The 17,851-nt window shown below is 68.7% G+C and carries 18 protein-coding genes; 11 read left to right on the top strand and 7 right to left on the bottom strand.

Annotation, left to right across the window (positions count from 1 at the left end; all coding sequences use genetic code 11):
* The first annotated feature begins 71 nt into the window (after positions 1–71).
* From aroQ to ACE3UA_RS02735, 3 genes are read left to right on the top strand one after another with little or no spacing between them, the layout of a single operon-like run.
* The gene (aroQ, locus tag ACE3UA_RS02745; RefSeq protein WP_374642264.1) at positions 72–512 is read left to right on the top strand and encodes a type II 3-dehydroquinate dehydratase; all 441 of its coding nucleotides are present in this window, start codon (positions 72–74) and stop codon (positions 510–512) included.
* A complete protein-coding gene (locus ACE3UA_RS02740; protein ID WP_374642262.1) occupies positions 509–1,741 on the top strand; it encodes an AMP-binding protein in 1,233 nt (410 codons plus the stop codon). The genes aroQ and ACE3UA_RS02740 overlap by 4 nt, the downstream gene beginning before the upstream one ends.
* Positions 1,729–2,796 carry a thiolase family protein gene (locus tag ACE3UA_RS02735; RefSeq protein ID WP_374642260.1) on the top strand — a complete coding sequence of 356 codons (1,068 nt, stop codon included), beginning with the start codon at positions 1,729–1,731 and terminating at the stop codon, positions 2,794–2,796. Before ACE3UA_RS02740 ends, ACE3UA_RS02735 begins: the two co-directional genes overlap by 13 nt.
* On the opposite strand, the gene ACE3UA_RS02730 is transcribed toward ACE3UA_RS02735, so the two are convergent.
* The 6 genes from ACE3UA_RS02730 to ACE3UA_RS02705 form a co-directional block, all read right to left on the bottom strand.
* Entirely contained in the window at positions 2,785–3,327 is a 543-nt protein-coding gene (locus ACE3UA_RS02730; protein ID WP_197642242.1) for a biotin transporter BioY, read from the bottom strand. The two genes, ACE3UA_RS02735 and ACE3UA_RS02730, sit on opposite strands and share 12 nt — an antisense overlap.
* Before the next feature lie 26 nt (positions 3,328–3,353).
* The gene (locus ACE3UA_RS02725) at positions 3,354–3,953 is read right to left on the bottom strand and encodes a CbiQ family ECF transporter T component (RefSeq protein ID WP_374642257.1); all 600 of its coding nucleotides are present in this window, start codon (positions 3,951–3,953) and stop codon (positions 3,354–3,356) included.
* Entirely contained in the window at positions 3,928–4,662 is a 735-nt protein-coding gene (locus ACE3UA_RS02720) for an energy-coupling factor ABC transporter ATP-binding protein (protein ID WP_374642255.1), read from the bottom strand. Before ACE3UA_RS02720 ends, ACE3UA_RS02725 begins: the two co-directional genes overlap by 26 nt.
* Before the next feature lie 98 nt (positions 4,663–4,760).
* Positions 4,761–5,021, bottom strand: a complete 261-nt coding sequence (locus ACE3UA_RS02715) for a YMGG-like glycine zipper-containing protein (protein ID WP_374642253.1) — start codon at positions 5,019–5,021, stop codon at positions 4,761–4,763.
* A 97-nt stretch (positions 5,022–5,118) separates the two neighbouring features.
* Entirely contained in the window at positions 5,119–6,273 is a 1,155-nt protein-coding gene (locus tag ACE3UA_RS02710; RefSeq protein ID WP_374642251.1) for a sugar-transfer associated ATP-grasp domain-containing protein, read from the bottom strand.
* Positions 6,274–6,276: 3 nt separating this feature from the next.
* The gene (locus tag ACE3UA_RS02705; RefSeq protein ID WP_374642249.1) at positions 6,277–7,554 is read right to left on the bottom strand and encodes a 4-aminobutyrate--2-oxoglutarate transaminase; all 1,278 of its coding nucleotides are present in this window, start codon (positions 7,552–7,554) and stop codon (positions 6,277–6,279) included.
* Between the two features lie 177 nt (positions 7,555–7,731).
* On the opposite strand from ACE3UA_RS02705, the gene dprA reads away from it, so the two are divergent.
* The 8 genes from dprA to ACE3UA_RS02665 all read left to right on the top strand — a co-directional run bounded on the left by dprA (position 7,732) and on the right by ACE3UA_RS02665 (position 17,287).
* On the top strand, positions 7,732–8,883 hold the full coding sequence (dprA, locus tag ACE3UA_RS02700) for a DNA-processing protein DprA (RefSeq protein ID WP_374642247.1): 1,152 nt from the start codon (positions 7,732–7,734) through the stop codon (positions 8,881–8,883).
* Between the two features lie 135 nt (positions 8,884–9,018).
* A complete protein-coding gene (topA, locus tag ACE3UA_RS02695; protein ID WP_374642245.1) occupies positions 9,019–11,631 on the top strand; it encodes a type I DNA topoisomerase in 2,613 nt (870 codons plus the stop codon).
* Between the two features lie 344 nt (positions 11,632–11,975).
* Complete coding sequence (locus ACE3UA_RS02690; protein WP_374642243.1) at positions 11,976–13,508, top strand: acyl-CoA carboxylase subunit beta; 1,533 nt, start codon at positions 11,976–11,978, stop codon at positions 13,506–13,508.
* Positions 13,509–13,512: 4 nt separating this feature from the next.
* Positions 13,513–13,911: a DUF6497 family protein gene (locus ACE3UA_RS02685; protein ID WP_374642241.1), complete on the top strand. Its 399-nt coding sequence runs from the start codon at positions 13,513–13,515 to the stop codon at positions 13,909–13,911.
* 208 nt (positions 13,912–14,119) lie between these two features.
* Complete coding sequence (locus ACE3UA_RS02680) at positions 14,120–14,251, top strand: hypothetical protein (protein WP_277922945.1); 132 nt, start codon at positions 14,120–14,122, stop codon at positions 14,249–14,251.
* Between the two features lie 174 nt (positions 14,252–14,425).
* On the top strand, positions 14,426–14,824 hold the full coding sequence (locus ACE3UA_RS02675; protein ID WP_374642238.1) for a hypothetical protein: 399 nt from the start codon (positions 14,426–14,428) through the stop codon (positions 14,822–14,824).
* 145 nt (positions 14,825–14,969) lie between these two features.
* Complete coding sequence (locus ACE3UA_RS02670) at positions 14,970–15,188, top strand: hypothetical protein (RefSeq protein ID WP_197642231.1); 219 nt, start codon at positions 14,970–14,972, stop codon at positions 15,186–15,188.
* A gap of 95 nt (positions 15,189–15,283) precedes the next feature.
* Positions 15,284–17,287 (top strand): acetyl-CoA carboxylase biotin carboxylase subunit, encoded by a 2,004-nt coding sequence (locus ACE3UA_RS02665; protein WP_374642236.1) that lies wholly within the window; start codon positions 15,284–15,286, stop codon positions 17,285–17,287.
* A 62-nt stretch (positions 17,288–17,349) separates the two neighbouring features.
* On the opposite strand, the gene ACE3UA_RS02660 is transcribed toward ACE3UA_RS02665, so the two are convergent.
* A complete protein-coding gene (locus ACE3UA_RS02660) occupies positions 17,350–17,787 on the bottom strand; it encodes a DUF4174 domain-containing protein (protein WP_374642234.1) in 438 nt (145 codons plus the stop codon).
* Positions 17,788–17,851 lie beyond the last annotated feature (64 nt).

Below are 17,851 nucleotides of genomic sequence, written 5' to 3'. Positions count from 1 at the left end.
CTGATCTGCAGGCCCCGGAAAGCCGCCATCTTTTTCTTTCGCTCCCCGGGCGGCCCGGCTAATCTCGGCCCATGTCCAAGCTTGTCACCCTTCTGAACGGCCCGAACCTGAACCTTCTTGGCCTGCGCCAGCCGGAAATCTACGGCCGCGAGACGCTGGACGACGTGGCCGCGCGCTGCGCCGACCTGGCCGAGGATCTGGGCCTGCGCCTGCGCGCCCTGCAATCCAACCATGAGGGCCAGCTGATCGACTGGATCCATGAGGCGCGGGAAAGTTCGGCCGGGATCATCATCAATCCGGGGGCCTATTCCCATACCTCGATCGCCATCCTTGACGCGCTGAACGCCTATGACGGCCCGGTGCTGGAGGTGCATATCTCCAATATCCACAAGCGCGAGGCGTTCCGGCACCACTCCTACGTCTCGTCCCGGGCCGAGGGGGTGATCGCGGGCTTCGGCACCGAGGGCTACCTTCTGGCGCTGCGCCGGATGGCGACGCTGCTGAACGCATGACCGAAGGCTTTCGCTGGCACCCGGCCGCGCGCCTGTTCGACAGCGCGGGGGAGGAGGCTGCGCGCCAGCCGCTTGCCGGCCCGGTGCTGCCCGACAGCCCGCAGGGTCTTGCCGCCGCCATCGGCCTGCCCGCCTTCCGCATCGGTGCGCCCGACCAGCCGGCGCCCTTGCCCCGGGACCAGCCGGTGTTCGAGACGCTGACCTCCGGCTCCACCGGCCAGCCGCGCCGGATCCTGCGGACGCAAGCCTCGTGGACCGCCAGTTTCGCGGTGAATGCGGATTTCGGCATCGGCCCCGGTGCAAGGGTGGCGGTGCTGGGGCGGCTGGTCCACTCGCTGGCGCTTTACGGCGCGGTCGAGGGGCTGCATCTGGGGGCCGAGGTGCATCTGCTGGACGCCCTGCGCCCGGACCGCCAGCGCAAAGCCCTGGCCAGGCTGCGGATTTCCCATCTTTACGCCACCCCGGCCCAGTTGCGCCTGCTGGCGGAAGGGCAGGGCGTCTGTCCCGACCTGCGGCTGGTGTTGGTGGGGGGATCGAAGCTGGACGCCCGGCTGCGGGCGGCGGTCGCTACCATGGCCCCGGCGGCGCAACTGTGCGAGTTCTACGGCGCCGCCGAGACCAGTTTCATCACCCTTGCCGATGACGGGACACCCGAGGCTTCGGTTGGCCACCCCTATCCGGGGGTCGAGATCAGGATCGAGGCCGGAGAGGTCTGGGTCCGCAGCCCCTATCTGTTCCTGCGCTACGCGGATGCGCCGGCGAACGCCGTCCATCCCGCGCTTCCCTCACCCATCCTGGGGGAGGGAGGGGAGGCGTCCGCCGTCGACCCGATGCGGGGCAGGACGCGCTGGCGCGACGGCTGGCTTTCGGTCGGCGAGATCGGGCGGCTGGAGGGCGGGTTCCTCTATCTGGACGGACGCGCGGGGCGGATGGTCACGGTGGCCGACCAGAATGTCTTTCCCGAGGCGATCGAGGCGCTGCTGGAGACCCTGCCCGGCGTCACCCGCGCGGCCGTCCTGCCGGTTCCGGATGCCCGGCGCGGCGTGGTGCTGGTGGCGATAGTGCTGGGCGATCCGGGGTCGGAGGCCGGGATCATGGCCCGGCTGAGAGCGGAGCTTGGGCCGCTGAAAGCACCCAAGGCGCTGATCTGGCAAGCGGACTGGCCGGTGCTGCCTTCCGGCAAGACCGACCTCAAGGCTCTCGGGGCACGGCTCGCATGGCCCGGCTGATCGCCGCCCGCCGCACCGCCGTGGTCCCGCGCGGCGGGGCCTTCGCCCGGTTGCGGATCGAGGATCTGGCCGCGCCGGTGGTGCGGGCGGTGCTGGCCGATGCCGGGATCGCGCCGGGGCAGGTGGATGAGGTGATCCTGTCCAACGCGCTTGGCGCAGGCGGCAATCCGGCGCGGCGGGTGGCGCTAGCGGCGGGGCTCCCGCATGTGGCCGGGCTGAGCATCGACCGGCAATGCGCGGGCGGGCTGGACGCGATCCTGCTGGCCCGGGCGCTGGTCGATTCGGGCGCGGCCGAGGCGGTGCTGGCGGGCGGCGTCGAAAGCTACTCCCGCCGCCCCCTGCGCCTTGCGCCCGACCCCGGGGGCGGCCCGCCGATCCCCTATGAGCAGGCCCCCTTCACCCCCTGGCCTGAGCGCGACCCGGACATGGCCGAGGCGGCCGACCGGCTGGCCGGGCGGCTGGGGATCAGCCGCGCGCGGCAGGAGGGCTGGGCGGTGGAAAGCCATGCCAGGGCGCTGGCGCTGGACACCGCCGAGATCGTCCCGCTGATCGGCGTCACGCGCGATGCCTTTCCCCGCCAACTGTCGCCCCGCCTCCTCGCCCGCGCGCCCGTGGTGCATGGCAGCGTCACGGCGGCCACGGCGGCGGTGGCGGCGGATGCGGCGGCGGTCTGCCTGGTGGTCTCGGACCGGCTGGCGCAGAGCAGGGGGCTGGCGCTTCTGGCCGGGGCGACCCTCGGCGGCGATCCGATGGAGCCGGGCCTGGCCCCGGTCGCGGCGATCAGGGCGATCTGGCATGGCGAAGCCTTGCAGATGGCCGAGGTGATGGAGGCCTATGCGGTGCAGGCCATCGCGGTGGTCGAGGGCGCGGGGCTGGACCCTGCCGTGGTCAACCCCGGCGGCGGCGGGCTGGCGCGTGGCCATCCCGTCGGCGCCTCGGGCGCGGTGCTTGCCGTCCGGCTGTTCCACGGGCTGAAGTCAGGCCGGGGCCTTACCGCCATCGCGGCGGCAGGCGGGATCGGGACGGCGCTGCTGGTCGAAGCCTCAGGCGCGTGACAGAAGCGAGGCCGGACGCATCCGCGCCAGGCTTTGCGTCACCATCCCCGCGAGGACGGCCTTGACGATGTCGCCCGGCAGGAAGGCCATGCCCAGGAAGGCGGCTTCGGTCGGCGTGACGCCCAGCATCAGCGCCATGCCGCCGATGCCGAAGACGTAAAGCACCCCGATCCCCCCGATGACCGAGGCCGCGCCCGCCGCGAGGCCCGTGGAAAGCGTCGTGCGCTCCATCAGCCAGCCGGTGACGAAGGCGGCGACGGGGAAGCCCACCAGATAGCCGACCGAAGGCCCGGCAAAGACCCCCAGGCCGCCGCGCCCGCCCGACAGCAGCGGCAGGCCGGCCGCGACGAGGGCCAGGAACAGCAGCACCGCCAGCGCACCCCGGCGCGCGCCAAGGACCGTACCGCACAGCATGATGCCCAGCGATTGCGCGGTGATCGGCACCCCGGCGGCAAGGTCGATCTTCGGGACCAGCCCCAAAACCGCGATCAGCGCGGCGAAGAGGGCGATATGGGTGAGGTTGCGTTCCATCTTCGTCTCCGGGTTGCGTCAGCCTATTAACCAGCCCCGCCCCGGGCCCGCAAGGCCTCGGCCGCGCGGTCGGCGTCGTCGAGGGCGGCCAGCGTCGCGGGCACCAGCACCCGCCAGCGCGGCGATCGCGGCGAGCGCGCGCGCCAGCTTTGCTTGATCTGCTCCATCCGCTCCAGCATCACCGGAATGAAGCGGACGACCAGCGCCATGGCCAGGGCCAGGCGGCGGGGCGACAGGCCCGTGACCGCCAGCGGCCGGGCGATGCGTTGCACCGTGGCGATCATGTCGGACAGCCGGGTGGTCATGGTGACGAAATTCGCCAGCGCCACGGCCGCCACCATGCGCAACAGGATCACGCCCCCGGCCTGCCATGCCCCAGTCCATAGGTGCCAGAGGCCGACGACGACGAGGAAGGGCCAGAGCGGGCGCAGCAATCGCAGGCCGGCCAGGGCAAAGCGGCCCCCGGCGCTGGCGTAAAGCCCGGCCACGGCCAGGGCCGCTGCGGCCAGCCAGAGCGGCCGGTCCAGCGTGAACAGCCCCGTCGTCGCCAGCGCCAGCAATCCCAGCTTCAGCCCCGCAGGCAGGCGGTGCGCCCAGGTCTCAACCGGCGAGGTCAGCGTCAGCATCGCAGGCTCCGATCCGTTCCATCTCGGCGGTGAAGGCGGGCAGCACCTCGGCGGGCGGGCCGTCCAGCGCGATCCGTCCGGCCTCGAGCCACACCACCCGGTCCGCCCCCTCCAGCGCCGCCGGGTCATGGGTGATGGTCACCAGCCGTTGCGGCAGGGCGGCCAGACGGCGGGACAGTCGCGCCTGGGTCGGCAGGTCCAGGCCGGCAAAGGGCTCGTCCAGCAGGATCGTCCGGGGCTGCATCATCAGGACCGCCAGCAGGCAGAGGTAATGCCGCTGGCCCTGGCTCAGGGTCGAGACCGGGGCCTGCGCCCAATGGCTGCGGCCCTCTCTGGCCAGAAGGTCATGGGTGCGGGCCAGGGCCTCGCGCTGCGGCAGGCCTTGCTGGACCAGTCCGAAGGCCAGTTCCTCCTCGACGGTGGGGAACAGGATCTGGTGGTCGGGGTTCTGGAACAGGATGCCGAGATTGCAAAGCGCGGCCTTGCGGTCGGCGAAGGGATCCGCGCCCTCGACCGTGACGCGGCCCTGATCGGGGGCGATCAGCCCGGCGATCAGCCGCAAGAGCGTGGTCTTGCCCGAGCCGTTGCGGCCCAGGATGCCGATGCGCTGTTCACAAAGGGACAGGCTCAGCCCGTCCAGCACGACACGCCCGCCAAGCCTGACCGTGGCCTGGTCAAGCCGGATGCCGGAAGGTGCGGGGTCGGGCATCGGCGGCCTTTCGCAAAGGGACGCGCCCTTTTAGCCATTGGCTGCCGGAGAGGGAAGGTGGTGCCCCCGCATCGCGGGACGCGGGGGCAGGTCCGTCATCAGCAGGGGGCGATGAACCGGCGGCCGTACTGGTCGCGGTAGTAGCAGTCGCCGCTCTTCTGGGCCGGCCCGATCAGTTGCGAGCCGACGAGGCCGACCACGGCGCCGATCGCGGCGCCCTTCTCGCGGTCGTCGTCCGACGAGACGGCGGCGCCGACGGCCGCCCCGCCCAAGGTGCCGATCGCCGCATTCTGCTCGGCCGGGGTGCAGGCGGCGAGGGCCAGGGGAAGGGCGGTAAGGACGATAAGGAATCGGGTCATGTGAGCCTCCGAGAGCTGATTTGTCGGCACTATAACGTGTGCCGTGGGGCCAAGTTCCCCCGGTCGAGTCTATCCGCGATTTTCCGCCGGTCCGATGTCAGAAGCGGTCCGCGCCGCCACCGTGCAGGCGGGCAAAGGCCCGCGCGCGCTCGTAGGCCGGGCGCAGTTCGGGGTTCAGCAGCGGCCGCTGCGCCGCGACCTGATAAAGGTGTCCGGGCGTCACGTTCGCCTCGTTCAGAAGCGGACCGGCCTCGGTCAGGAACACATCCCAGCCGATGAGGCCATGGCCGGGGAAGGCAAGATGCCCCTCGCGGCAGATCTCGACCGCGCGGGGCCAGTCGGGCAGGGTGGTGCCCAGGAACGGCCTGTCGGGGTCATGGCCATGCGTCAGGTCGGGGGTCAGCGGGTCGCGCAGGTTGCGCAGCCTGGCGATCCGGCCGGTTTCCAGCTCGATCAGCCCCCAGATCCGCAGGTCGTGGGCGTCGCCGTCATGCATGGCCGTCCGCGCGGGCAGGCGGATCACGGCATACCAGGGCTCGATCCCGCGCGCGGTCCACAGCGTCACGATCCGCACCGAGGCCATGGCCTGCCCGGTGTGGCTGCGGATCGAACCGGCGCATTGGTAGAAATCCTGGAACAGATAGCCCGCGCCCCAATCCTGCGCGATCTCGGCCGCCAGCGCCCGCACCGGCGCGGTTGCCCCGGTCAGGAAGCGCAGGCTGCCGGGCGCTGCAAGACCCGCGATCACCGTCGCGCCACGGGCAAAGCTGTCGGCGCGCGGCTTGCCGAAGGTGGGCAGGTTGGCCGGGTCGGAGAGAAAGCCCTCCAGCGCGGCGGGGCTTTCCAGCACCTTCAGCCCCGGCAACTCGGGCAGCGCCGCCGCGCCCGGCGGTTGCCAGACCGCGCGGCTGCGCGAGACGGGCAGGCCACGCGCCAGAAGCAGCGCCTCGGTCGCCAGCTTGTCGTTCATCACCGCCTCGGCCAGCCCCCGGTCGGGCATCAGGAGCGAGGCGTTGAAGGCCCGCTTGCGGTGGTTCGGCAGGAAGCCCTTCAGGAAGGCCCGCCCCCGATCCTTGCGCCATAGGGCATAGGTGAAATATTCCTCGGGCCGCACTCCGCTGCCGGACAGGGCAAGCCAGAGGATGTGCAGCGCCTGGCGCCAGGGGGAAGGTCCGCCCCTTGCCGCCAGGTCGTTGATCGCGGCCATGGTGTCATGGCCGCCCGCCCTGGCCGTCTCGCCAAGGTATTTCACCCGTCACCCCTGGCGGGCAGCGGCGACCGAGGCCTCGAGGATCTCCATCGCCTCGGCGAAATGCGCGTCGGGAATGGTGATCGGGGCCAGGAAGCGCACGACGTTGCCGTAGACGCCGCAGGTCAGCAGGATCAGCCCGCGCTTCTGCGCCTCAAGCCGGACCCGGCCGGTGAAGCCCGCGTCGGGTTCCTTTGTGGTGGCATTGCCGAACTCGACCGCGACCATGAAGCCGGGACCGCGGATGTCGACGATTTCCGGCGTGGTGGCGCGCAGGGCTTCCAGCCGCTGCTTCAACCGGCTGCCCAGCTCGTTCGCGCGGGCGCAGAGGTCTTCCTCCTCGATCACGTCAAGCACCGCATTCGCCGCCGCGATCCCCAAGGGGTTCCCGGCATAGGTGCCGCCCAGACCGCCGGGATTGGCCGCATCCATCAGCTCGGCCTTGCCGGTCACCGCCGCCAACGGCAGCCCGCCCGCAAGACCCTTGGCCATGGTGGTCAGGTCGGCCGCGACGCCATGCATCTCCATCGCGAACAGGTTGCCGGTCCGGGCAAAGCCGGTCTGCACCTCGTCCGCGATCATCACGATGCCATGCTTGTCGCACAGCGCCCGGATCGCCTTCACCAGATCGGTCGGGGCCGGATAGAAGCCGCCCTCGCCCTGCACCGGCTCGAAGATGATCGCGGCGACGCGGGCCGGGTCGAGGTCGGCCTTGAACAGCTTCTCGATCCCCGCCATCGCATCCTTGGTCGAGATGCCATGCGGCTCCATCGGGAAGGGAACGTGGAAGACATCGGGCATCATCGCGCCGAAGCCCTTCTTGTAGGGCTCGACCTTGCCGGTCAGCGACATGCCCATGAAGGTCCGGCCGTGGAAGCCGCCGCCGAAGGCGATGACGGCGTTGCGCCCCGTGGCGATGCGGGCGATCTTGATCGCATTCTCGCAGGCTTCCGCGCCGGTGGTGACGAAGATCGTCTTCTTGCGGAAATCGCCCGGCACCTTCTCGTTCAGCCGCTCGGCCAGGCGGATGTAGTTCTCGTAGGGCATCACCTGGTGGCAGGTATGGGTGAACTTCGCCATCTGGTTCGCCACCGCCGCCATCACCTTCGGGTGGCAATGTCCGGTGTTCACCACCGCGATCCCGGCGGCGAAGTCGATATAGCGATTGCCCTCGATATCCCAGATTTCCGAGTTCAACGCCCGGTCGGCGTAGATCTGCGTCATCATCCCCACCCCGCGCGAGATGGCTTCGTCGCGGCGCTTGGCAACTTCGGCGTTCAGCATGGTCTTGCTCCCAGAGACATGAAGGCGACCCCGGCGGCCAGACTCGACCTCGGGCTTTGCGCTATTTGATCAAATATCCGCGCCGGGTTCAATCCTCCCCTCGGGGATCCAAGAATTTAAGCAGTCGTTAACCCTGCCGGGTGCAGGCTCCGAATCGCGAACGAGGCGAGGGCCATCATGCCGGACGGGCAGCTTTCCACCCCACACCCCATTCCCCGGACGGAGGATGACCGTCTGGACCGGCTCCGCCTCGTCCGCTCCCGCCGGGTGGGGGCGGTGACCTTCCACCGCCTCATGGCCGAGCACGACTCCGCCCAAGCCGCACTTGCCGCCTTGCCCGGCATCGCCAGGGCAGCGGGGGTAGCGGAGTATGAGGTCTGCCCCCTGGGCGTCGTCCAGGCCGAACTGAAGCATGGGCGGGCGCTTGGTGCGCGGCTTCTGGTGCATGGCGATGCCGATTATCCCGCCGCGCTGGCGGACCTGCCGGACGCGCCCCCGGTCCTCTGGACGCTTGGCGACCTGGCGCATCTCCACCGCCCTTCGGTCGCGATGGTCGGTGCGCGCAATGCCTCGTCGCTGGGCCTGCGCATGGCGCGCCGCCTGGGGCAGGGGCTCTCCGAGGCGGGCTTTGCCGTGGTCTCGGGCCTTGCGCGCGGCATCGACGCCGCCGCGCATGAGGCGGCGCTGGAGGGCGAGGGGCGCACGATCGCCGTGATGGCCGGCGGGATCGACGTGATCTATCCGCCCGAGAATACCGCCCTGGCCACCCGCATCGCCGCGATGGGCTGCCGGATCAGCGAACATCCCCCCGGCCTTGTCCCCCAGGCCCGGCATTTCCCGCTGCGCAACCGCATCGTCGCGGGCCTTGGCCGCGCCGTGGTGGTGGTCGAGGCGGCGGCCAGATCCGGCAGCCTGATCACCGCGAAAGCCGCGCTCGACTACGGGCGCGAGGTGATGGCGGTCCCCGGCCATCCCTTCGACGCCCGCGCCTCGGGCTGCAACATGCTGATCCGCGACGGCGCGCTTCTGGTCCGTGGACCCGCCGACGTGGCCGAGGCGCTGGGGACCCCAACTCTGGCCGAGCCGGAGCTGCGCCTGCCGGCCCAGCCGCCGCTGCCCGGCCCCCAGGCTCCGCAGCGTCCGCTGAAGGATGTGGCGCTCCTCCATTCGATGATCCTGTCGCGCCTCGGGCCCAGCCCCCTGGCCGAGGATCAGCTGGTCCGCGACCTGAGGCTCAGCCCCGCCGAACTCGCGCCCGAACTCCTCAATCTTGAACTGGATGGCCGCATCGCGCGCCAACCGGGCGGCCTGCTCTCGCGGATCGACTGACGGACCCGGGCGTCCACACCGAAACCGGGCCTGGCCGATGCGTGACCGCGACAGGCTGCGCCGCCGGTTGACATTGCCGCCGCTTCTCCCACATGTTGCCGCGCCATTCGCAAGGCCGTCGGAGTTCGGGAAATCATGCCAGTCGTCGTCGTCGAATCCCCGGCCAAGGCCAAGACAATCAACAAATATCTCGGCCCGGACTTCACCGTGCTGGCCTCCTACGGCCATGTCCGCGACCTGCCCGCCAAGGATGGCTCCGTCGATCCCGAACACGGGTTCGAGATGCTCTGGGAAGTCGCGCCCGAATCGAAGAAACACGTCCGCGCCATCGCCGAGGCGCTGAAGACCGACGACACCCTGATCCTCGCCACCGACCCCGACCGCGAGGGCGAGGCGATCAGCTGGCACCTGAAGGAAGCCCTGCAAAGCTCGATCAAGAAAGGGAAAAAGGTCGCCCGCGTCACCTTCAACGCGATCACCAAGGACGCTGTGACCAAGGCGATGAAGGAACCGCGCGAGGTCGACCAGGCGCTGGTCGAGGCCTATCTCGCCCGCCGCGCGCTGGACTATCTGGTGGGCTTCACCCTCTCGCCGGTCCTCTGGCGCAAGCTGCCGGGGGCCAAGTCGGCGGGCCGGGTGCAATCGGTCTGCCTGCGCCTCATCGTCGAGCGCGAGATGGAGATCGAGGCCTTCAAGGCCCAGGAATACTGGACGGTGAAAGCCGTCTTCCGCACCCCCCGCGGGCAAGAGTTCGAGGCCGGGATGGTCACCCTCGGCGGCAGGAAGCTGGCGAAGTTCGACATCCCCACCGCCACCGCCGCCGAGCTTGCCGTCCAGGCCGCGACACACCGCGATTTCAAGGTGGCGGCGGTCGAATCCAAGCCCGCGACCCGCAACCCCTGGCCGCCCTTCATGACCTCCACCCTCCAGCAGGAGGCCAGCCGCAAATACGGCATGGGCGCGAAACAGTGCATGAACGCCGCGCAGCGCCTCTATGAGGCGGGGTATATCACCTACATGCGGACCGACGGCATCGACATGGCCCCTGAGGCCGTGATGGCCGCGCGCGACGAGATCAAGCGCCGGTTCGGGGCGGAGTACGTTCCGGATTCTCCCCGCATGTACAAGAACAAGGCCAAGAATGCTCAGGAAGCGCATGAATGCATCCGGCCGACCGACATGGGTCTCGGGCCGGAGAAGATCCGGGTCGAGGACGACCAGCGCAAGCTTTACGACCTGATCTGGAAACGCACGATCAGCAGCCAGATGGCCGCCGCGCGGCTGGAGCGGACGGCGGTCGACGTCGTCTCGCCGGATGGGGAAGTGGGCTTCCGGGCCAACGGGCAGGTGGTGCTGTTCGACGGCTATCTCAAGGTCTACGACCAGGGCCGCGATGACGAGGACGACGAGGAAGGCCGCCTGCCGCAGGTGATGCAGGGCGAGGCGCTGGCCAAGGGTGCCGTCACCCCCGACCAGCATTTCACCCAGCCGCCGCCGCGTTATACCGAGGCGACGCTGGTCAAGCGGATGGAAGAACTGGGGATCGGCCGGCCCTCGACTTATGCCTCGATCCTGACCACGATCGTCGACCGTGAATATGTGCGGAAGGACAAGAACCGCCTGTTCCCCGAGGACAAGGGGCGGCTGGTGACGGCCTTCCTCGCGAACTTCTTCAAGCGGTATGTGGAATATGATTTCACCGCCGATCTGGAGGCGGAGCTGGACGACGTCTCGGCCGGGGACCGCGACTACAAGGACGTTCTGGCCCGCTTCTGGCGCGATTTCTCGGCGGCGATTGCCGAGACGGCGGACCTCAGGATCGGCGAGGTGCTGGAGAAGCTGGACGAGTTCCTCGCCCCCCACCTCTACCCGCCGCGCGCCGATGGCGGCGACCCGCGCGTCTGTCCGACCTGCGGCACCGGGCGGCTGCACCTGAAGACTGCGCGCTCGGGCGGGGCTTTCATCGGCTGCGGCAACTACCCGGAGTGCCGCTATACCAGGCCCTTGGCGGGGGATGCGGAGAGCGTCGCCTCGGACGGGCGGGTGCTGGGGCAGGACGAGAACGGGCTGGAGATCAGCCTTCGGGCGGGCCGTTTCGGGCCCTATGTCCAGCGGGGCGAGGCGAGCGAGGCGCAGCCGAAACCGGACCGGGCGAGCCTGCCGAAGGGCTGGACGCCGGACAGCCTGACGCTGGAGCGGGCGCTCCAGCTTCTGTCGCTGCCGCGCGAGGTGGGGGTGCATCCCGAGGACGGCGTGCTGGTCGAGGCCGGGATCGGGCGGTTCGGGCCCTATGTGAAGCATGGCTCGGTCTATGCGAACCTGCCGGAGGTCGAGGAGGTGTTCTCGATCGGGATGAACCGCGCGGTCGAGGTCTTGGCCCAGAAGGCCGCGCGGGGCCGGGGCCGGGGGGCGGCGGTGGGGCCGCTCAGGGTGCTGGGGCCGCATCCCGACGGGGGCGAGGTCCAGGTGATGCCGGGGAAATACGGGCCCTATGTGAAGTGGGAAAAGGTCAACGCGACCCTGCCCAAGGGGGTGGAGCCCGAGGCGGTCACGCTGGAAGAGGCGCTGGTCCTGATCGCCGAGAAGGCGGGGAAGGCGGGGGCGAAGAAGAAGGCTCCGGCAAGGAAGGCGGCGGCTTCGAAGACGGCGGCTCCGAAGAAGGCCCCGGCGAAGAAGGCTGCTGCGGGCGAGAGGAAAGCCCCGGCGAAAAAGGCCGCCCCGAAGAAGAAGGCCGCGACGGGGGATTGAGCGTCCACTGTGGACAGATCTGCGGGACCAGCGGAATCAACGGGTTGGCCGCGGGCGTTAACCTGGGGTTAAGGTTTCAGGCGTGCCGGCTGCGTTCGGGCGGAGCCGATCGCCAAAGCCGGGATGCCACGGTCGCGGCGGCGGCCTGACGGAACCCGCCGACCGCAAGGGTTACGGACCGGAGGGGCTTTTCCGTGCGGCAGGGCTGCGGGCACGGCGGGCAGATTCGCAACTTTGCGATTTGATGCGGCATCCTTCAAATCGCTTTGCAAATTTTCGCATTCGCGCTTTCGCAATGTCCGGCCTCATGTAGATTGGCGCTGCCATCGGGCCGGGGGGAAGAGATGAAGGATATCCTTGACGAGTTGGAAGCGCGGCGGGCCGTGGCCCGGGCGGGCGGCGGCGAGAAGCGGGTCGCGGCGCAGCATGCCAAGGGCAAGCTGACCGCGCGCGAACGGATCGAGCTTCTGCTGGACGAAGGCTCGTTCGAGGAATTCGACATGTTCGTCGCCCATCGCTGCAACGACTTCGGCATGGACGGCGAGCGGCCGCCGGGCGACGGGGTGGTCACCGGCTGGGGCACGGTCAATGGCCGCATGGTCTATGTCTTTGCCCAGGATTTCACCGTCTTCGGCGGCTCGGTCTCGGAAACCCATGGCGCGAAGATCTGCAAGATCATGGACATGGCGATCCAGAACGGCGCGCCGGTGATCGGGATCAACGATTCGGGCGGCGCGCGGATCCAGGAGGGCGTGGGGTCGCTCGCGGCCTATGGCGAGGTCTTCCAGCGCAACGTGCTGGCCTCTGGCGTGGTGCCGCAGATTTCCCTGATCATGGGGCCCTGTGCGGGCGGCGCGGTCTATTCGCCGGCGATGACCGACTTCATCTTCATGGTGAAGGATTCCAGCTACATGTTCGTGACCGGCCCGGATGTGGTCAAGACGGTGACCAACGAGCAGGTCACCGCCGAGGAACTGGGCGGGGCGGGCACACATACGAAGAAATCCTCGGTCGCCGACGGGGCCTATGAGAACGATGTCGAGGCCCTGGCCGAGACGCGGCGGCTGATCGACTTCCTGCCGCTCAACAACCGCGAGAAGGCGCCGGTGCGGCCCTTCTTCGACGATCCGGCCCGGGTCGAGATGAGCCTCGACAGTCTGGTCCCGGACAATCCGAACCAGCCCTACGACATGAAGGAACTGATCCTGAAGATCGCCGACGAGGGCGATTTCCTGGAGTTGCAGAAGGATTTCGCGGCCAACATCATCACCGGCTTCATCCGGATCGAGGGGCAGTCGGTCGGCGTGGTCGCGAACCAGCCGATGGTGCTGGCGGGGTGCCTGGATATCGACAGCAGCCGCAAGGCCGCGCGGTTCGTGCGCTTTTGCGACGCGTTCGAGATCCCGCTGTTGACGCTGGTGGACGTGCCGGGCTTCCTGCCGGGGACGGGGCAGGAATATGGCGGCGTGATCAAGCACGGCGCGAAGCTGCTGTTCGCCTATGCCGAGGCGACGGTGCCGAAAGTGACGGTGCTGACCCGCAAGACCTATGGCGGAGCCTATGTGGTGATGTCGTCGAAGCATCTGCGTGGCGATTTCAACTATGCCTGGCCCACGGCCGAGGTCGCGGTAATGGGGGCCAAGGGCGCGGTCGAGATCCTGTATCGGTCCGAACTGGGCGAGCCCGAGAAGATCGCGCAGCGGGTGAAGGATTATGAGGGCCGCTTCGCCAACCCCTTCGTGGCGGCGGAAAAGGGCTTCATCGACGAGGTGATCATGCCCCATTCCACCCGCCGCCGGGTGGCCCGCGCCTTCGCCGCCTTGCGGACGAAGAAGCTGGCCAACCCGTGGAAGAAGCACGACAACATCCCGCTGTAAGCCGATGGCACGCCGCATCCTCGCCCTGCTTGCGCTGCCGGTCCTGGCGGGGCTCTCCGCCTGCCAGGAGGACGGCGAGGGGATCCCGGTCCCCTCGGGCCGCGCCTTGTCGCTGATCGAGGTGGTGACCAACGCGCCGGGGACCGAGGGCGCCGCGGCGCGCTTCCGCTTCCTCGCTCCGGGCCTGACCCCGGACGAGGCCGAGGCCGCGGCGGTGGACATGCAGGCCCTGTGTGACGGCTATGCGCTGCCGCGGACCGAGGGGATGGTGCCCGCGCCGCGGCAGATCATCATCTCGTTTTCCGGCAAGAACCTGCCGTTCGGCCAGACCGCGCCGGATGTGGTGCAGTTCTTCGAAAGCTATGCGATCGGCACGGGCACCTGCATCTGGGAGCAATTCTGATGCGGGCGCAAAATCTTGTAATTCCGGCTGGTCTTGCCCACGGGGCTGATGTAGGAACGCCACAGGCCGGGAACTTGGTTCGGCTGGCGTGTCATTCCTCTACCCGTTCGGGTATGGTGCCGCCAGGCCGCGCCAAATCGGCCGAAGTCAACAAACTGATGCCGGGTGCAGATTGCCCTCGTGCATCTCAAAAAGGATGGAGTAGAGGATGTCGAAGAGCGGACGTATCGTTCTGGTCGTTGCCATGTTTGCCGCTATGGCTGCTTGCGCGAAAAAAGAAGAAGTCGCAGTGGTCGAGCCGGTCACCGTCGAGCCGACCTACACCGGCAAGTACAAGTGACTTTCCGGAGCGGGCCCGTCGGCATCCGCTGACCGGGCCTGCTCGCCCCCGGGTCGATGACCCGCGCGCCGGCTGGCGCACCTCCCTCGACATCGCCGCGCCATTGCGCCTATGGGCGACCGCTTCGCTTTCGACTATTCGTGCCGCTGCAATCGCAGACAGGAGTGAAGTCAGATGCTGAAGCACCGCGGCTTTCCCGGCCGGATGCCGGGAACCGATTTCCAGTTCACCATCCGCCGCGCCAATGTGAAGGAAGGCGCGACCCGGCTGATCCGGCGCGAGCGGTTCAAGGACCGCAAGAACCTGGACCGGGCGGCCGACAGCGCCTTCATGGCCGCGCTCTGGCAATATTTCGGCGAGGAGCCCTTCGAGCGCGGCAATCTGGACGCGGGGCGGCTGTCGTGGCTGTTCGGGCGCGAGGTGGTGGCGGCCGAGGATCCGTTCGACCCCTGCTCGTACGAGGCGCTGCTGAAGATCGACGCGAAGCGGGCCGAGGCGGCTTTCCCCGAGGTCTTTGCCCCGGACGCCCCCGCCGCGCTGCACGACGACTGGGACGAGGACGACGAGGCGTGATGGCCCGGGGCCCATTCCAGGCGCGGCTGGTCCCGGTGGGGCGGTCTTTTGCCGACGGCTCCGGATGGGCCAGAAACCGCTTTGCAATCCGTGGCGTTGCGGTAGAATCTCGCGCAACAACAACACGCAAACGAGGCAGTTCCACATGCGCAAGTCCCTTGTCCTTTTCGCCATGCTCTCCATGCCGCTGGCCGGCTGCATGCAGGATCCCGCGTCGCGCGGTCTTGCCGGCGCCGCCGCGGGCGCGCTGGTCGCCGATGCCCTGGACGAGAACATGGTCGCGGGCGCGGCCCTTGGCGGTCTGGCCGGCGTCGCAACCTGCGGCATCGAGCTGGGCTTGCCGCCCTGCAACTCGGGCTACTGATCTAGCCGCCTCCGGGCGGGCACACCAACCACGCAGGACCATCCGGGCCGACCGCCCGGGTGGTCCTTTGCTTTTTGCGTCTCAAGGGGGAGCCGATGTTTGACAAGATCCTGATCGCCAACCGGGGCGAGATCGCCTGCCGCGTGATCAAGACGGCACGGAAGATGGGGATCAAGACGGTCGCGGTCTATTCCGACGCCGACCGCAATGCCTTGCACGTGCGGATGGCGGACGAGGCGGTGCATATCGGCCCGTCCCCGGCGGCGCAGTCCTATATCGTGATCGACAAGATCATGGCGGCGATCAAGGCGACGGGCGCGCAGGCGGTGCATCCGGGCTATGGCTTCCTGTCGGAAAACCGCGCCTTCGCGGCGGCGCTGGAGGCGGAAGGTGTGGTGTTCGTCGGCCCGCCGTCGCCCGCCATCGAAGCCATGGGCGACAAGATCACCTCGAAGAAGATCGCCCAGGAAGCGGGGGTCAGCACGGTCCCCGGCTACATGGGCCTGATCGCCGATGCCGAGGAGGCGGTGAAGATCAGCCGCGAGATCGGCTATCCGGTGATGATCAAGGCCAGCGCCGGCGGCGGCGGCAAGGGGATGCGGATCGCCTGGAACGACGCCGAGGCGGCGGAGGGCTTCCAGTCCTCGAAGAACGAGGCGGCGGCCAGCTTCGGCGACGACCGGATCTTCATCGAGAAGTTCGTGACCCAGCCGCGCCACATCGAGATTCAGGTGCTGGCCGACAAGCATGGCAACTGCGTCTACCTGCACGAGCGCGAATGCTCCATCCAGCGCCGGAACCAGAAGGTGATCGAGGAGGCCCCCAGCCCCTTCCTGGACGAGGCGACGCGGAAGGCGATGGGCGAACAGGCCTGCGCCCTGGCCAAGGCGGTGGGCTATACCAGCGCCGGGACGGTGGAGTTCATCGTCGATGGCAGCCGCAACTTCTATTTCCTTGAAATGAACACCCGTTTGCAGGTCGAGCATCCGGTGACGGAACTGATCACCGGCGTCGATCTGGTGGAACAGATGATCCGCGTGGCGAATGGCGAACCCCTGCCGTTCAGGCAGGAAGACCTGAAGATCCACGGCTGGGCGATGGAAAGCCGGCTTTACGCCGAGGATCCGTACCGGAACTTCCTGCCCTCCATCGGGCGGCTCACCCGCTACCGGCCGCCGGTCGAGGGCAAGACCGAGCGCGGCGGGATCGTGCGCAACGATACCGGTGTCTACGAGGGTGGCGAGATCAGCATGTTCTACGACCCGATGATCGCCAAGCTCTGCACCTGGGGGCCGACCCGGGCGGACGCGATCGAGGAGATGCGGCTGGCGCTGGACACGTTCGAGGTGGAAGGCATCGGCCACAACCTTCCCTTCGTCGGCGCGGTGATGGACCATCCGCGCTTTGTCGCGGGCAACATCACCACGGCCTTCATCGCCGAGGAATATCCCGAGGGCTTCCAGGGCGCCAGGCTGGACCAGCCCACGCTGCGCCGTGTCGCGGCGGCGGCGGCGGCGATGAACCGGGTGGCGGAGATCCGGCGGACGCGGATTTCCGGCACGATGGACAACCACACCCGCCGGGTCGGCGACGACTGGGTGGTGACGGCGCAGGGCGTGGCCTTCCCGGTCAAGGTGGCCGCCGATCCCGAGGGCTCGACGGTGGTCTTCGACGACGGGACCGAACTGCGTGTGACCAGCGACTGGACGCCGGGCCAGCCGCTTGCCCGGCTGCATGTCGGCGACGAGCCGGTGGTGATCAAGGTGGCGAAGATCCCGATGGGCTTCCGGATGCGCCTGCGCGGGGCCGAGCTGAAGGTCCATGTCCGCACCCCGCGCCAGCATGCCCTGGCCGGTCTGATGCTGGAAAAGGCGCCGCCGGACACGTCGAAATACCTGCTCTGCCCGATGCCGGGCCTGATCGTGAAGATCAATGTCGGCGTCGGCGACGAGGTGCAGGAGGGCCAGGCGCTGGCGACGGTCGAGGCGATGAAGATGGAGAACATCCTCAAGGCCGAGAAGAAGGGCGTGGTCAAGGCGGTGAAGGCGGCCCCGGGCGCGAGCCTGAAGGTCGACGACGTGATCCTGGAGTTCGAATGATGGCGCGACGGCGGAATTCGAACGAATTCCGTGTCGATTTCCGTTCGGAAATCGGTTCCGCCTCAGCGTCCGGCCGGATTCCTCTCCAGAATTTCCTGCCGGCGCAGGGGCAGCTTGTCGATGGCATGCGTGATCTCGCGCACATCCCAGGGCAGGGGCTTGCGGATCACCGGGCGCAGGTCCTTGTCCATGATCACCAGCGAAAAGCCGCGCGGGCGCAGTTTCTGGCGCCATTCGCTGCGCGCCTCGGGGTCGGTGTCGGTGACGAGGATCACGTCGCGCTCCTCAAGCTCGGGGTAGGATCGAGCGAGAAGCTCCATCTGGCGGGTGTAGCTGGGATCGTTGGGGCTGTCGGCAAAGACCACGATCGGGCGCTTGAGGTAGAGCTGGTCGGCCAGAACGACCTCGGCCGCGGGCAGCGGGCCGAAGGGCGGGGTCTCCTGGGCCGGGGCGGCCAGCGGCAGAAGGGCAGCAAATACAGCAATGTGCAGGGGTCGCATGGGGCCTCTCTTTGTCCCGGATATAGGGGCATTCGGGCGAAATCTAAAGGCTTTGGGGTGAGAG

The sequence above is a fragment of the Tabrizicola sp. genome, from assembly GCF_041919135.1.
Classification (GTDB): Bacteria; Pseudomonadota; Alphaproteobacteria; order Rhodobacterales; family Rhodobacteraceae; genus Tabrizicola.
This window is presented reverse-complemented; position numbering and strand designations above follow the sequence as displayed.

Coding starts and splice junctions, on each gene's coding strand:
- dprA (WP_374642247.1), top strand. CDS start 7,732: ATGCCGGACGGGCAGCTTTCCACCCCACACCCCATTCCCCGGACGGAG.
- ACE3UA_RS02735 (WP_374642260.1), top strand. CDS start 1,729: ATGGCCCGGCTGATCGCCGCCCGCCGCACCGCCGTGGTCCCGCGCGGC.
- ACE3UA_RS02730 (WP_197642242.1), bottom strand. CDS start 3,327: ATGGAACGCAACCTCACCCATATCGCCCTCTTCGCCGCGCTGATCGCG.
- ACE3UA_RS02680 (WP_277922945.1), top strand. CDS start 14,120: ATGTCGAAGAGCGGACGTATCGTTCTGGTCGTTGCCATGTTTGCCGCT.
- ACE3UA_RS02725 (WP_374642257.1), bottom strand. CDS start 3,953: ATGCTGACGCTGACCTCGCCGGTTGAGACCTGGGCGCACCGCCTGCCT.
- ACE3UA_RS02740 (WP_374642262.1), top strand. CDS start 509: ATGACCGAAGGCTTTCGCTGGCACCCGGCCGCGCGCCTGTTCGACAGC.
- ACE3UA_RS02715 (WP_374642253.1), bottom strand. CDS start 5,021: ATGACCCGATTCCTTATCGTCCTTACCGCCCTTCCCCTGGCCCTCGCC.
- topA (WP_374642245.1), top strand. CDS start 9,019: ATGCCAGTCGTCGTCGTCGAATCCCCGGCCAAGGCCAAGACAATCAAC.
- ACE3UA_RS02675 (WP_374642238.1), top strand. CDS start 14,426: ATGCTGAAGCACCGCGGCTTTCCCGGCCGGATGCCGGGAACCGATTTC.
- ACE3UA_RS02660 (WP_374642234.1), bottom strand. CDS start 17,787: ATGCGACCCCTGCACATTGCTGTATTTGCTGCCCTTCTGCCGCTGGCC.
- ACE3UA_RS02690 (WP_374642243.1), top strand. CDS start 11,976: ATGAAGGATATCCTTGACGAGTTGGAAGCGCGGCGGGCCGTGGCCCGG.
- ACE3UA_RS02705 (WP_374642249.1), bottom strand. CDS start 7,554: ATGCTGAACGCCGAAGTTGCCAAGCGCCGCGACGAAGCCATCTCGCGC.
- ACE3UA_RS02685 (WP_374642241.1), top strand. CDS start 13,513: ATGGCACGCCGCATCCTCGCCCTGCTTGCGCTGCCGGTCCTGGCGGGG.
- ACE3UA_RS02670 (WP_197642231.1), top strand. CDS start 14,970: ATGCGCAAGTCCCTTGTCCTTTTCGCCATGCTCTCCATGCCGCTGGCC.
- ACE3UA_RS02720 (WP_374642255.1), bottom strand. CDS start 4,662: ATGCCCGACCCCGCACCTTCCGGCATCCGGCTTGACCAGGCCACGGTC.
- aroQ (WP_374642264.1), top strand. CDS start 72: ATGTCCAAGCTTGTCACCCTTCTGAACGGCCCGAACCTGAACCTTCTT.
- ACE3UA_RS02665 (WP_374642236.1), top strand. CDS start 15,284: ATGTTTGACAAGATCCTGATCGCCAACCGGGGCGAGATCGCCTGCCGC.